Source organism: Erwinia plantamica (assembly GCF_043420595.1).
Lineage (GTDB): Bacteria > Pseudomonadota > Gammaproteobacteria > Enterobacterales > Enterobacteriaceae > Erwinia > Erwinia aeris.
Window position 1 is genome coordinate 1 of record NZ_JBGCUC010000028.1, and the last position, 13,091, is coordinate 13,091.

A 13,091-nucleotide genomic window follows, 5' to 3' on the forward strand; every position below is an offset into this window, starting at 1 on the left:
GTCGGCGAGAGAGGATTCGAACCTCCGACCCACTGGTCCCAAACCAGTTGCGCTACCAAGCTGCGCTACTCGCCGAAAACTGCGTACTGCTAAAGATTTTGTGGTGCGAAGAGAGGGACTTGAACCCTCACGTCCGTAAGAACACTAACACCTGAAGCTAGCGCGTCTACCAATTCCGCCACCTTCGCATACAAAATCTGGGGTGGCTAATGGGACTCGAACCCACGACAACTGGAATCACAATCCAGGGCTCTACCAACTGAGCTATAGCCACCACACCTGTTACTCGTACTGCTTTACTACCTAACGCGGTAATACTACCACCGCAGCTCTTGCGCACAAACTTAATGGCGCGCCCGACAGGATTCGAACCTGAGACCTCTGCCTCCGGAGGGCAGCGCTCTATCCAGCTGAGCTACGGGCGCGTAGCGCCGTTGCGGATGGGCATACTACGGATTCGAGCCGATCCTGTCCAGTGCTTTTTGCACAAAAAATTCCGTTTGCTTACGCTTTGTGCGTTCTGTCTAAACTACAGGCGTTTTAGCGCGTTAATGCTTGTCTTTTAACCGATGAGGCCGTTTAAAAGCCGTTAATTAAAGATCGCCGCGCAGGTGATAACGCAGGTATTTTAGCAGGCTGAGCTGCCTTCCAATCCGCGAAGGCTGCACGATCAGCCGATAAAGCCACTCAAAGCCCGTTCTCTGCCATATTTTCGGCGCGCGCTTCACGTTGCCCGTGAAAACATCGTAGGTGCCGCCTACGCCCATATAGAGCGCATCAGGGTAGAGAGCCTTGCAGTCGCGCATCAGGATCTCCTGACGCGGCGATCCCATCGCCACGGTGACAATCTTTGCGCCGCTGGCGGCGATGCGGGCAAACAGCGCTTCCCGATCGGCAGGCGCGAAATAGCCGTCCTGCGAGCCAACGATATTGACGTTCCACTGGCGCTTCAGCTTCTCTTCGGTCTGGGACAAAATGCCCGGCTTGCCGCCGACCAGGAAAACCGGCGTGCCTTCGCGGCCGGCACGCTCCATCAGTCCTTCCCACAGATCGGCTCCGGCAATACGCGCAACCTTAGCCTGCGGATACTTTTTGCGGATGGAGCGGACGATACTGATGCCGTCGGCGTACTTATATTCCGCCTCGTCGATCAGACGATGAATTTCCGGGCGGCTTTCCGCCGTCAGCACCTTTTCCGCATTGATAGCCACCAGCGTGCCGCTTTTCAGGCGTTCCCCCAGCCAGAGATAATCAAGGAATTCGGCCATATCGCGAAAGCCCAACAGCGTAATGCCGCGGATCGGGTAGTGCGGCGGCGTAAAAGCGGAGTCCATGACAGGTCCTTAAAGTTACTGGCTAACAGGTTTTGTTTTTGCGCCCGGATGGCGCACCGGCCGCGCACGGATTACGCCCGCGCTGTCGAACAACCAGTAGAGCAGCTTGGCTGCCACCACCGCCGCCGCAAAAATCAGGCAGAAGAACGCCACGCGGGAGGCGAAGGCGTCCAGCCCTTCTCTGGCGAGCACGATCATATTAAAAACCGCGCCGAAGCAGAAGCTTTGCAGAATGGCGGCCTTGTAGCGATTATCCTCATGACGTCCTTTGGCATACAGCCAGTCGAACCATTTGATAATCATGCCTACCGCCACCGCGCCCAGCGGAATAAACCAGACGCCGCCCATCACCACCAGCGAGCCTAACAGCGTCGGCGAGATCGCCAGCCCGGAATGGTTGTTCAGCACTTCCCAGGTAAAGTAGTTGGCGCTGTTCAGTACCACCGAAGGCCTGTCCGGCCACAGCCAGCCCGGAATAAAGACGTAGAAATCCCGGACGATGGGCGCCAGCCCCTGGAATTCGATTTTGTCGTAATTTTGCAGCAGAAGACCCAAATTTTCCCAGGGCGAAAAGGTATCGCGCGTCAGGTAAAGGAAGGTGTAAAACGCCTCGCTGCCGCTGACGTCGAGGTTATAACGGCGCAGCGCCAGCCAGAACATGCCAACGATGCCCGCGACGCCTGCGGCGGCCAGCATCCACAGCGTGATCCAGCCCTGGATGATGCCGATAAAAAGAAACAGCGCGAAAGCGATGATGATGTTGGCGCGCGTGCCGCCGACAATCGCATAGGTCAGCAGCCCAAAAGCGACGGTAGCCACCAGGAACAGCAGCCAGCTTTTCAGGCCGGGACGCAGGAAGTAGACCACCAGCATCGCCGGGATAAAGAAGTAGAAGAAGCGCTTCAGCGCCACGCCCGACACTTCTGCCGAGAAAATCTGGCTGTAGCTGTGCAGCTTAAACAGCAGAAAACCGTTATGCAGAAAGAACACCAGCACCGTGCCCAGCGCAATCAGCGCCAGGATGCTCCACGTCAGGTGCGCCTCAACGCGGTTGATGGTGAACACCTGGCGAGCGGGCCTTTCCGTCGCCTGCCTGAGCCGGGTTTTATAGCTGACATAATAGATAGCGTAGAAGCAGGTTGCGGCAAGCATCGCCTGCAGCAAATAATCCGCAGGCACCACCTGCACATTGAAGCCAAACACCAGCACGCAGGTCAGCGGGAAGCCAAAGTAAAAGGTCAGCAGAAAAAGCAGCGAGAAGAAGACGTTGAAGTTAAACCGCACGCGCCGAAACTCTCGCCAGGTCAGCGTCAAAATCAGCCCCAGCGACAGCAGCCAGACCGACAGCAGGCCTGCAAACTGTGAAAAAATCATGCCGTTGCTCCTTCCGCCAGCGCCAGCGCCTGCTGCCAGCCCGCCACAAAGGTCGGGTCGAAAAAGGCGATGGCGGCTTTATCCATGCCGGCCATCTGCCGCTTTGTTTCGGCGATCAGCTCCGGTGTTAGTTTATCACCGGCAAAAAGCACCGGCACCTGCTGCCCGGTCAGATCCTGCCAGAAAGGATTTTTACGGTTGATAACAAACGGAATGTTGGCCTGGATCAGCAGACACAGCGTGCCAATGCCCTGCTGGCGCTCGAAGATAAAGTAGCCCAAATCGCAACGGGCAAGTAGCGCCAGGTAAGCCGTAAAATCAAGCTTTTCGGTCAGCACGTTCAGCCTGGCGCCAAACAGCGCCGCGCCGGCTTCCCGCACGCGCTGGATATAAGCGTCGTTATTTGCCGGGTAGCCCATGGGCACAATGACGTTCACCCGCTCGCCGAACTGCTGATGGATTTCCTGCAACGCCTGAAGGTGACGGTTGCTGGCATCGCCGGAGTTGCCGACCAGAATGGTCAGCTCGCTGTTTTTTGGCGCATCAGGCAATGCGACCTGCGCCATGCGCGTCGGGAAATAGAGCAGCGAAGCGGGCACGGTAGGCTGACGCTGCTGGAAAAAGGCGATATCGCCGCGCGTGGCGAAGACATGACCGATGCGCTTTTGCGCCAGACGACGCATGGCGTAAAACAGACGGAACTTCAGGCCGCCAGCCTGCTCGTAGAGATCGGCGCCCCAGATATGCCAGTACGCCTGGTCAGGCCGGATTTTGCGCAGCAGCAGCGCCAGCCACAGCGTCGGATTGAACTGGCCATGAAAGAAAAAGCGCGTCTGTCGATCGGCCTGTGCGCGGGCAGTTACTGCCTCAGCAATGCTTTTTTTATCCTTAAACCAGCGAATAGCCAGTGAGGGAAACGCCGTCGCAGGTTCGCCCACGACCCAAAACTGGCGCTGTTCATTGCACGGCGCGGCCTGGGTCATGACGTCATTAAAAAACCGCAGAACGGTCTGGTTGTGGTGCTCAATCGGCGAGCCAAGAACGTGGATCAGTGTTGTCATACTTGTCTTTGATAAAGAAAAAATACGCCAGCGCAAAGCGCAAAATAGACGATGTAGGTTGCCATATAGGCCTGCGCCGCGCCGACAGCGCCGTGCAGTGGGATCAGCCACCAGGCAAACAGCGTCAGCAGCAGAAACTGGCTGACTTCCGTCAGCAGGTAAAAACGCAGCGAGGCTTTGGCAATCACCAGATAGCCGAACACATAAGCGCCTACCTTAAAAACGTCGCCGGTCAGCTGCCAGATAAAGAGGTCGCGCATCCCGGTGAACCTGCTGGAAAACAGCAGCCAGATCGCCACGTCGCGCAGCAGCCAGACGGTAAGGCTGACCGCCATCACCGCAGGCAGCACAAAGCTCAGCGACCGCCGGATCTCGCGCGAGATCGCTTTTTTATCGGTCAGCTTTGCCAGCGTCGGCAGCAGATAGACGCTGAAAGAGGCGGTGATAAATTGCAGATAAGCGTCCGAGATGCTGGTTACGCCCTGCCACAGACCGACCTGCTCCCAGCCGTCGTGCGCCGCCAGCAGATTACGCATCATCACCCAGGCGACCGGCAGCGTTACGGCGGTCATCAGCGCCATCAGCGTGAATTTACCCAGACTACGCGCGATGTCGCCGTGCCACTGCGGCTTAAGGAAATGCAGCGGCAGATGGTCGCGCTTTGCCAGCAACAGCGCCGCGGGCACCACTACCAGCGCCGGAACCAGCGCCATGCCGATCAGCGCGCCGCTGTAGCCGCCCAGCCAGTAGCAGACAAACCACGCCGCCACGCCGATCAGGCTGCCTGCGATCAGCGACAGCGCGTTGCCCATCGCATCGCGAAAGCCTTTGATCACCGCCAGCGCCAGGTTGGCCCAGGCGATGCCGACCTGCACAAAAGCCAGCATCCGCACCACGTTCGCATAGCCGCCGTGACCAAACAGGCCGACGCTGACCGGTTCGGCAAACAGCAGGAAAACCACCGCCAGCAGCGTAGAGAAGCCCAGCACCATTGCCGACGCCGTGCCGGTTACGGCGCGCAGCCGGGCAGGCTGCTGCTGATATTCCGCCACGTATTTGGTGACGCCGTTGAAGATGCCTGCGCCAGCCAGCACGCCCAGCACGGTGATTAGCTGGCGAAAGTTGCCCGCCTGCCCCACGCCCGCCGGGCCAAAGGACACGGCCAGCATCTTGACCACCAGCAGACCGGCAGCGATTTTTACCAGCGTGGACGCTGCCGTCCACACCGAAGCTTTAGCCAGCGACATATCAGAACCAGCTCAGCAGCGAGTTGATAACCGTTTTCTGGTTATTGTCGGAAAGGTTGTAAAACAGCGGCAGCCGCAGCAGGCGTTCGCTTTCCGCCGTGGTGTAGCGATCCGCCCCGTGAAAACGGCCAAAACGCTGCCCGGCCGGTGACGAATGCAGCGGGATATAGTGAAATACGGCCAGGATTTCCGCTTCTTTTAACCAGTTAATCAGCGCGTTGCGGTCGTCGTTATCGCGCAGCTTGATATAGAACATATGCGCGTTGTGCTGGCAATCTGCCGCAAGGGTCGGCAGCGTAATTCGTCCGCTGGCGGCGACGGGCAGCAGCGCGTCGTAGTAGTTCTGCCACAGGCGCAGGCGCTGCTCGTTGATGCGTTTGGCCTCTTCCAGCTGCGCCCAGAGATAAGCGGCCTGCAAATCGGCCATCAGGTAGCTGGAGCCGATATCCCGCCAGGTGTATTTATCCACCTGGCCGCGAAAGAACTGGCTGCGGTTGGTGCCTTTTTCACGGATAATTTCTGCTCTTTCCACCAGCGCCGAATCGTTGATCAGCGTCGCGCCGCCCTCGCCGCCCGCTGTATAGTTCTTGGTTTCGTGAAAGCTGAAGCAGCCGATATGGCCAATCGTGCCCAGCGCTTTGCCTTTGTAGGTAGCCATTACGCCCTGCGCCGCGTCTTCAATCACATAGAGTTTATGCTTTTCCGCCAGCGCCATGATCGTATCCATCTCACAGGCGACGCCCGCGTAATGCACGGGCACGATCGCGCGCGTTTTCTCGGTGATGGCCGCTTCGATCAGTTTTTCGTCGATGTTGAGCGTATCGGGACGGATATCGACAAACACGATAGTCGCGCCGCGCAGCACAAAGGCGTTGGCGGTAGAGACGAAGGTGTAGCTCGGCATAATCACTTCATCGCCGGGCTGAATGTCGATCAGGATGGCGGCCATCTCCAGCGAGGCGGTGCAGGAAGGCGTCAGCAGCACCTTGCGGCTGCCGAACCGGTTTTCCATCCACTGCTGGCAGCGACGGGTAAAGCCGCCGTCGCCGCACAGCTTGCCGCTGCCCATCGCGGACTGCATATACTCAAGTTCGGTTCCCACCACCGGTGGGGCATTAAACGGGATCATAAAATTACCTGTAGAGCCACCAGGCGGTGCGTTCAATTACGCCGCCGCAGCGATGATAAAGTCGGAGTGCCGGCAGATTGCCAAGCTGAGTGGCAACATGCAGACGCGTCAGGCGTCGCGCGCGACACCAGTCAATGGCGGCCTCGATCATGCGCTGACCGACGCCCAGTCCCTGCGCCTCAGGCAGCGTCGCCAGCAGGCCGATCCTGCCGCTGCCGTCGGCCAGCTCGCGCAGTGAGACGAAACCCTGTAGTTCGCCCTGGTCGTTGACGGCAATCAGGCACTGATGGTCGAAAGTCCCCAGTACAGCGTTTTCCACCCACTGCGCATAGAATCGCCCGCTGTCTTCCGCTTTATACCAGGGCGCGCGAAAGCGGCTGAAGGCAAAAGCGCTGCTGGCTACCTCGCGCAGCGCCGGAATATGTTCCTTACGGGCAATGCGAATGCCTTCCGGCCTGCCGCCCACGCCGATACCCAGCACGAAATCCGCTTCGCCTTCCACAAAGCGAAACCCCAGCGCGCTTAACGCATCCAGCTCCGCCGTCTGCTGCGACAGGATTTTCGCCTGGACGAGGTCATATTGCCGTAGCGACGCTTCATCGATCGGCGCCTCGTGCAGATCGACGGTCAGCAGGGCGCTGTTGATAGCGAAGAACGCGTTTTCCCACGTCAGCGGTTCGACGCGTCCCGGCAAAGCGGTGGCGTTCATCGCCAGAGGCCTTTGGTATCCACCAGCCAGCGCGAGCGCAGGCCTTCGACGTCGATGGTTTTGAACTGCTGATGATCCACCAGCATAACCAGCACGTCCGCCTGGCGTAACGCCTCTTCCTGCGTAACCAGCACGCTTCTCTCCGGCATCCCCTTCGGCAGCTCGTGAATATTCGGCTCGACCAGCTGAGTGACGCCCTGATGCCAGTCGGCGATCATCTGCGCCACTTCCATTGCCGGACTTTCCCGCAGGTCGTCGATATTGGGCTTAAAGGCCAGGCCAAAGCAGGCGATGGTCAGCTCGCTGGGGCGTTTGTCGCTGGCGACCAGGCACTCGGCCAGCTTTTTCTTCACCTGCTCCAGCACCCAGTGCGGCTTGCTGTCGTTAACTTCGCGCGCGGTGCGGATCAGGCGAGCCTGTACCGGATTCTGCGCCACGATAAACCACGGATCCACGGCGATGCAGTGGCCGCCGACGCCAGGGCCGGGCTGTAAAATATTGACGCGGGGATGGCGGTTGGCCAGCGCGATCAGCTCCCAGACGCTGATGCCCTGATCGGCACAGATCAGCGACAGCTCGTTGGCGAAGGCGATATTGACGTCGCGGAAGCTGTTTTCCGTCAGCTTGCACATCTCAGCGGTGCGCGAGTTAGTGACCACACACTCGCCCTCAAGGAATATTTTGTAGAGATCGCACGCTCTCTGCGAGCAAAGCGACGTCATGCCGCCGATCACGCGGTCGTTTTTAATCAGCTCGACCATCACCTGGCCGGGCAGTACGCGCTCCGGGCAATAGGCGATCTGCACGTCGGCTTTTTCGCCCGCGTGCTGAGGAAAAGCCAGATCGCTGCGCGCCATCGCCAGCCACTCGGCCATCTGCTCCGTCGCGCCCACGGGCGAGGTCGATTCCAGGATAACCAGATCGCCTTTTTTCAGCACCGGCGCGATGGACTCGGCCGCCGCTTTGACCCAGGCGAGATCCGGCTGGTGTCCGTCTTTGAACGGCGTCGGCACTGCGATCAGAAAAGCGTCCGCCGGCTCTGGCCGGGTGGTCGCCCGCAGATAGCCCTGCTCCACGGCCGTTTTCACCACCACGTCCAGGTCCGGCTCCACGATATGAATGTCGCCGCGATTAATCGTCTCGACCGCCCGCGTGTTGATATCCACGCCGATCACTTTTTTCTGGCGGGAGGCGAAAGCCGCAGCGGTAGGCAGGCCAATATAGCCCAGCCCGATAACAGAAATGGTATTGAACATTATAAAGAAATCCGATTGTTTTTAAGGGCCTGCACAATACGTTCGCAGGCCAGGCCGTCGCCATAGGGATTATGGGCGCGGCTCATGGATTGGTAAGCCTCTTCGTCCGTCAGCAGGCGCGTCACCTCGCGAACGATTTTTTGTGTGTCAGTGCCTACCAGCCTGACGGTGCCTGCGTCTACCGCTTCCGGGCGTTCGGTGGTATCACGCATCACCAGCACCGGCTTGCCCAGCGAAGGCGCTTCTTCCTGGATGCCGCCGGAATCGGTCAGGATCAGCCAGGCACGATCCATCAGCCAGACAAACGGCAGGTATTCCTGCGGCTCGATCAGCACTACGTTGTCGATATCGCTGAGAATACGATTGACCGGCTCGCTGACGTTAGGATTCAGGTGCACCGGATAAACGATCTGCGCCTCGGGATGGCGGCGGGCGATATCGGCCAGCGCGCTGCAAATGCGCTCAAAGCCGTCGCCGAAGCTTTCCCGACGGTGTCCCGTTACCAGGATCAGCTTCTTATCAGCCTCAAGGAAGGGATAGCGAGTCGCCAGGCCGTTACGCAGCTGCTCGTCGCTTAACACGCGATCGCGTACCCAAAACAGCGCGTCGATCACCGTGTTGCCGGTAACAAACATGCGCGCGGCGGGCAGATTTTCGCGCAGCAGATTTTGCCGCGCCGTTTCCGTCGGCGGGAAGTGCCAGGTCGCCAGATGCCCGGTCAGCGTGCGGTTGGCCTCTTCCGGCCACGGCGAATACAGATCGCCCGTACGCAGTCCGGCCTCCACATGCCCCACCGGAATGCGGTGATAAAAAGCCGCCAGGCTGGCTGCGAACGTCGTGGTGGTATCGCCGTGCACCAGCACGACATCCGGCCTGAACTCCGTAAACACGCCTTTCAGCCCTTCCAGAATACGGCTGGTGATCTCCGTCAGCCCCTGGCCTGGCCGCATAATATTCAAATCGTAATCGGGGACGATAGCAAACAGCTGCAGCACCTGATCCAGCATCTCACGATGCTGCGCGGTAACGCACAGACGCGCGTCTATCTCGCCATCCTGGGCAAGTGCATGAACCAGCGGAGCCATTTTTATCGCTTCCGGGCGCGTGCCAAAAACAGTTAATACTTTCACTGTTGTTCTCTTTCCTTCGTCTGTCAGGTAACTATAAATCGGCGCTTAACCGCGACGTCGGCGTAGCAAAGCGGTACCCGCGCCAACCAGCGCGCCTACGGCACCCCACATGATCATCATAAACAGGCGACGTGGGCTGTCGCGCTTCACCGGCTCTTCCGGCGTGCGCAGATAGCGCCAGGTCTGGAAAGCATTATCCGGCTTCGGCCCGGCATTCAGCGTGCTCAGCATGGCTCTGTTTTGATCATAGTCCAGATCGTAGGTCGGCCCGCTGGCCTGCAGGTTTTCCAGGCGGGCCTGCAACAGCGAGCGGCCCAGCAGAAACAGCTCGGAATCGGGCAGCTGTTCTGAAGGCGTGCTGGTTTTCGCCTGCTCGAAGCCCTGCTGCTGCGCGATTTTCAGCGCCTGCTGCACGCTGTTGATCTGGCGGTCATAGATGGCTTTCGCTACCGCTTCCTGCCGCTGCACCTGCGCCTTCAGCTGCTGAGCGCGGGCGGCCCAGCCGCCTGCCAGCTCGGCGTTAAGATGCTGCGCGGCGCGCTGGCCGGCAAAAGCGACATACTGGCGCAGCAGCATGTTGGCCGCCGGCGCGGTTTCCGCAATCAGCTTGACGCTGTCATTCAGGCTTTTTGCCGCATCGCCGGGCTGATACTGAATATTGGCGATCAGCTCGTCGAGCAGCGCGGCATCGTCGCGAGCCTGCCCGCTCTGCCGCTGTTTGTAGTAGTCGCTTTGCAGCCAGAACTCGCGGCGGGTGTCATAAGACGCCAGCTGCATCACGAACTCCTGATAGGCTTCGTCCGCAATGGCGGGCGCAACGATGGGCGTGCTGCTGCTGCGGCTGTCCAGATTGTTCAGAAACAGCTGCTGCGAGTAGTAATTGCCCAACATATTGACGGTGGGACGATCGGTGACCGCCGTGGTGCTCCATTTTGGCGTGATCAGCAGCGAGCAGAGCCAGGCCAGCAGGGCAAAAAGCAGCGCGCTGCCGATAATCCACCGCTTTCCTCGCCATAGCGTGCAGCACAGCCCGCGAATATCCAGCTCGTTCTCTGCAACGTCAGGATGCGTCATACATGATATTCCTTGTCCAGGGTAAAGAGGTCCGAAACGGTCTAGCGGGCTTTGCGCAGCCTTCTTTTGACTCTTTTCAGCATTCGCGCCACGCGCCAGGCGCGTTTAATACAGTAGCCGTAGAGCATAAAAGCCAGTAAAAACAGCACCAGCATCAGCCACTCCGGCACAAAGCTCAGCGATTCGCCCAGCACGCCGACGCCGGCCAGCAGCGCGGCCGCCAGCGTGATCAGAAAGCAGGCCTGCCGCGAGGTAAACCCGGCGCGCATAATCAAATGGTGAATGTGCTGGCGATCGGCGGAAAACGGGCTCATGCCCTTGCTGAGGCGGCGATACATAATGGCGATCATATCCATCAGCGGAATGGCGATCAGCCACAGCGCCGTGACGGGCGTGACGGGATGGCTTTGTCCCTGGGTCGCCTCCAGCAGGATCCAGATAATGGTAAAGCCAATCAGCGTGCTGCCCGCATCGCCCATAAAAACCTTGTAGCGACGGCCGAAAACGCCAAGATTAAGCAGGATATAGGGGATAATGGCGGCGATCATCGCAAAACACCACATCGCCAGGCTTTGCTGCCCGTCCACGAACAGAATAATGCCCATCGCCAGGAAGGTGACGCAGGACAGGCCGCCCAGCAGACCGTCGATACCGTCCACCATATTAAAAGCGTTGATGGCCGCCCAGACCGCAAACAGCGTCAGCACGTAGCCGAAAGGCCCGACGATCAGCTCCCAGGGGCCAAAAATAAAGCCCAGGCTGAGCAGATAGAGTTTGGCCATGGTCATCATCACCACGGCGATGCCTGCCTGAACGCAGGCGCGTATCTTTACGCTGATATCAAAGCGGTCATCAAGCGCTCCGACCAGCACCAGCACGCCAGCGCAGCTCAGGTAAAGCAGACTATGGGGAATGTAGTAATCGGTCACCGCGAAGCTAAAACAGATGCCGGCGAAAACAGAGATGCCGCCAACCAGAGGAATAACGCCCTGGTGACGTTTGCGATAGTTGGGCTTGTCCACAAGACCCACTTTCTTGGCTGCTTTACGGGCGAAAAAGAGAAACACCAGCGAAAACAAAAATATTAAAGCAAGCTCAGTACTCATATTGAGTAAATTCACATTAACCAGCTCTCTGCTAAGAATCCCAGTGTTATAGCAATTTCTGTGCCACAAACCGCTGTCTGATTCTGATGTCCATTGTGCCACGGGAAAAATCCAGCCTCACCGCCCGATTTCCTGCCCGCCGCACCTTTAATTTAATTCTCCAGTGGCAACATCGTATAGCCCATAAACGAAAAACGCCACGTCTGAGCGCGGCGTTCCCCGAGTTTTCTTCTTTTTCCGGCTTCTGCGGTGAATTCGCACAAAAACAGGCCAAAAAAAGAGAGGGTTGATCGCTCAACCCTCTTTTTTTCCAGCAGACCGGCCGACTTACGAACGCTTCATCATATCGAAGAATTCGTCGTTGGTTTTGGTCATCGCCAGCTTGTTGATAAGGAATTCCATCGCATCGATCTCACCCATTGGATGGATGATTTTGCGCAGGATCCACATCTTCTGCAGCTCTTCAGAGCTGGTAAGCAGCTCTTCTTTACGCGTACCGGAACGGTTGTAGTCGATAGCAGGGAACACGCGCTTCTCGGCGATTTTACGCGCCAGATGCAGTTCCATGTTGCCCGTACCCTTAAATTCTTCGTAGATGACTTCATCCATCTTCGAACCGGTATCGACCAGCGCGGTAGCGATGATGGTCAGGCTGCCGCCCTCTTCCACGTTACGCGCGGCGCCGAAGAAGCGTTTTGGACGGTGCAGGGCGTTGGCATCCACACCACCGGTCAGCACTTTACCGGAAGCCGGCACCACGGTGTTGTAGGCGCGAGCCAGACGCGTGATGGAGTCGAGCAGGATGATAACGTCCTTTTTATGCTCGACCAGACGCTTGGCCTTCTCGATCACCATTTCAGCGACCTGCACGTGGCGGGAAGCCGGCTCATCGAAGGTAGAGGCGATCACTTCGCCCTTCACCAGACGCTGCATCTCGGTTACTTCTTCCGGACGTTCGTCAATCAGCAGCACCATCAGCACGCAGTCAGGATGGTTATAGGCGATGCTCTGCGCGATGTTCTGCAGCAGCATGGTTTTACCCGCTTTTGGCGGCGCCACGATCAGACCACGCTGGCCGCGACCGATTGGCGAAGCCAAATCCAGTACGCGTGCGGTTAAGTCTTCGGTAGACCCGTTGCCGCGCTCCATGCGCAGACGCGAATTAGCGTGCAGCGGCGTTAAGTTTTCAAACAGGATTTTGTTACGGGCATTTTCCGGCTTGTCAAAGTTAACTTCATTAACCTTCAGCAGGGCAAAATAGCGCTCGCCTTCTTTCGGCGGACGGATCTTGCCGGAGATGGTGTCACCAGTGCGGAGGTTAAAGCGGCGAATTTGGCTGGGGGATACGTAGATGTCGTCAGGGCCGGCGAGGTAGGAGCTGTCTCCAGAGCGGAGGAAACCAAATCCATCCTGCAATATCTCCAGTACGCCGTCGCCGAAGATATCTTCGCCGCTTTTCGCGTGTTGTTTAAGGATGGCGAAGATAATGTCCTGTTTGCGCATGCGCGCCAGGTTTTCCAGCCCCATATTTTCGCCGAGTGTTATCAGGTCAGAAACCGGCGTATTTTTTAATTCGGTAAGATTCATAATGGTGGGTTCTTAAACTCGGGGTAAATCTCGAAATGTTTGTCGTCAATGGTATGGCGAAAAATCCATGCCTGTTAATGGCTG

The 13,091-nt window shown here is 58.1% G+C and carries 11 protein-coding genes and 4 tRNA genes; all 15 read right to left on the minus strand.

Annotated features, from left to right (window positions below; all coding sequences use genetic code 11):
• Position 1: 1 nt before the first annotated feature.
• The 15 genes from AB3U87_RS20805 to rho all read right to left on the minus strand — a co-directional run bounded on the left by AB3U87_RS20805 (position 2) and on the right by rho (position 13,007).
• Positions 2-75, minus strand: a tRNA-Pro gene (locus AB3U87_RS20805).
• Positions 76-101: 26 nt separating this feature from the next.
• Positions 102-188 (minus strand) — tRNA-Leu (locus tag AB3U87_RS20810).
• A gap of 10 nt (positions 189-198) precedes the next feature.
• Positions 199-274 (minus strand) — tRNA-His (locus AB3U87_RS20815).
• A 74-nt stretch (positions 275-348) separates the two neighbouring features.
• Positions 349-425 (minus strand) — tRNA-Arg (locus tag AB3U87_RS20820).
• A 168-nt stretch (positions 426-593) separates the two neighbouring features.
• Positions 594-1,334: a lipopolysaccharide N-acetylmannosaminouronosyltransferase gene (gene wecG / locus AB3U87_RS20825; protein ID WP_253457211.1), complete on the minus strand. Its 741-nt coding sequence runs from the start codon at positions 1,332-1,334 to the stop codon at positions 594-596.
• A 15-nt stretch (positions 1,335-1,349) separates the two neighbouring features.
• Entirely contained in the window at positions 1,350-2,708 is a 1,359-nt protein-coding gene (gene wzyE / locus AB3U87_RS20830; RefSeq protein ID WP_394150352.1) for an ECA oligosaccharide polymerase, read from the minus strand.
• Complete coding sequence (locus tag AB3U87_RS20835) at positions 2,705-3,769, minus strand: TDP-N-acetylfucosamine:lipid II N-acetylfucosaminyltransferase (RefSeq protein WP_394150354.1); 1,065 nt, start codon at positions 3,767-3,769, stop codon at positions 2,705-2,707. Before AB3U87_RS20835 ends, wzyE begins: the two co-directional genes overlap by 4 nt.
• Positions 3,766-5,016, minus strand: coding sequence for a lipid III flippase WzxE (gene wzxE, locus AB3U87_RS20840; RefSeq protein WP_394150356.1), 1,251 nt, complete (start codon positions 5,014-5,016; stop codon positions 3,766-3,768). Before wzxE ends, AB3U87_RS20835 begins: the two co-directional genes overlap by 4 nt.
• A gap of 1 nt (position 5,017) precedes the next feature.
• Entirely contained in the window at positions 5,018-6,145 is a 1,128-nt protein-coding gene (gene rffA / locus AB3U87_RS20845) for a dTDP-4-amino-4,6-dideoxygalactose transaminase (RefSeq protein WP_301253409.1), read from the minus strand.
• 4 nt (positions 6,146-6,149) lie between these two features.
• Positions 6,150-6,854: a dTDP-4-amino-4,6-dideoxy-D-galactose acyltransferase gene (rffC, locus tag AB3U87_RS20850; protein WP_253457197.1), complete on the minus strand. Its 705-nt coding sequence runs from the start codon at positions 6,852-6,854 to the stop codon at positions 6,150-6,152.
• Complete coding sequence (gene wecC / locus AB3U87_RS20855) at positions 6,851-8,113, minus strand: UDP-N-acetyl-D-mannosamine dehydrogenase (protein WP_253461189.1); 1,263 nt, start codon at positions 8,111-8,113, stop codon at positions 6,851-6,853. The genes rffC and wecC overlap by 4 nt, the downstream gene beginning before the upstream one ends.
• Positions 8,110-9,240, minus strand: a complete 1,131-nt coding sequence (wecB, locus tag AB3U87_RS20860; protein ID WP_253457195.1) for a non-hydrolyzing UDP-N-acetylglucosamine 2-epimerase — start codon at positions 9,238-9,240, stop codon at positions 8,110-8,112. The genes wecC and wecB overlap by 4 nt, the downstream gene beginning before the upstream one ends.
• Before the next feature lie 45 nt (positions 9,241-9,285).
• Positions 9,286-10,314: an ECA polysaccharide chain length modulation protein gene (wzzE, locus tag AB3U87_RS20865; protein WP_394150358.1), complete on the minus strand. Its 1,029-nt coding sequence runs from the start codon at positions 10,312-10,314 to the stop codon at positions 9,286-9,288.
• Between the two features lie 41 nt (positions 10,315-10,355).
• Entirely contained in the window at positions 10,356-11,435 is a 1,080-nt protein-coding gene (wecA, locus tag AB3U87_RS20870; RefSeq protein WP_253457189.1) for a UDP-N-acetylglucosamine--undecaprenyl-phosphate N-acetylglucosaminephosphotransferase, read from the minus strand.
• Between the two features lie 312 nt (positions 11,436-11,747).
• Positions 11,748-13,007, minus strand: coding sequence for a transcription termination factor Rho (rho, locus tag AB3U87_RS20875; protein ID WP_125290732.1), 1,260 nt, complete (start codon positions 13,005-13,007; stop codon positions 11,748-11,750).
• Positions 13,008-13,091: the final 84 nt, after the last annotated feature.

Coding starts and splice junctions, on each gene's coding strand:
- rffA (WP_301253409.1), bottom strand. CDS start 6,145: ATGATCCCGTTTAATGCCCCACCGGTGGTGGGAACCGAACTTGAGTAT.
- AB3U87_RS20835 (WP_394150354.1), bottom strand. CDS start 3,769: ATGACAACACTGATCCACGTTCTTGGCTCGCCGATTGAGCACCACAAC.
- rffC (WP_253457197.1), bottom strand. CDS start 6,854: ATGAACGCCACCGCTTTGCCGGGACGCGTCGAACCGCTGACGTGGGAA.
- wzxE (WP_394150356.1), bottom strand. CDS start 5,016: ATGTCGCTGGCTAAAGCTTCGGTGTGGACGGCAGCGTCCACGCTGGTA.
- wzzE (WP_394150358.1), bottom strand. CDS start 10,314: ATGACGCATCCTGACGTTGCAGAGAACGAGCTGGATATTCGCGGGCTG.
- rho (WP_125290732.1), bottom strand. CDS start 13,007: ATGAATCTTACCGAATTAAAAAATACGCCGGTTTCTGACCTGATAACA.
- wzyE (WP_394150352.1), bottom strand. CDS start 2,708: ATGATTTTTTCACAGTTTGCAGGCCTGCTGTCGGTCTGGCTGCTGTCG.
- wecG (WP_253457211.1), bottom strand. CDS start 1,334: ATGGACTCCGCTTTTACGCCGCCGCACTACCCGATCCGCGGCATTACG.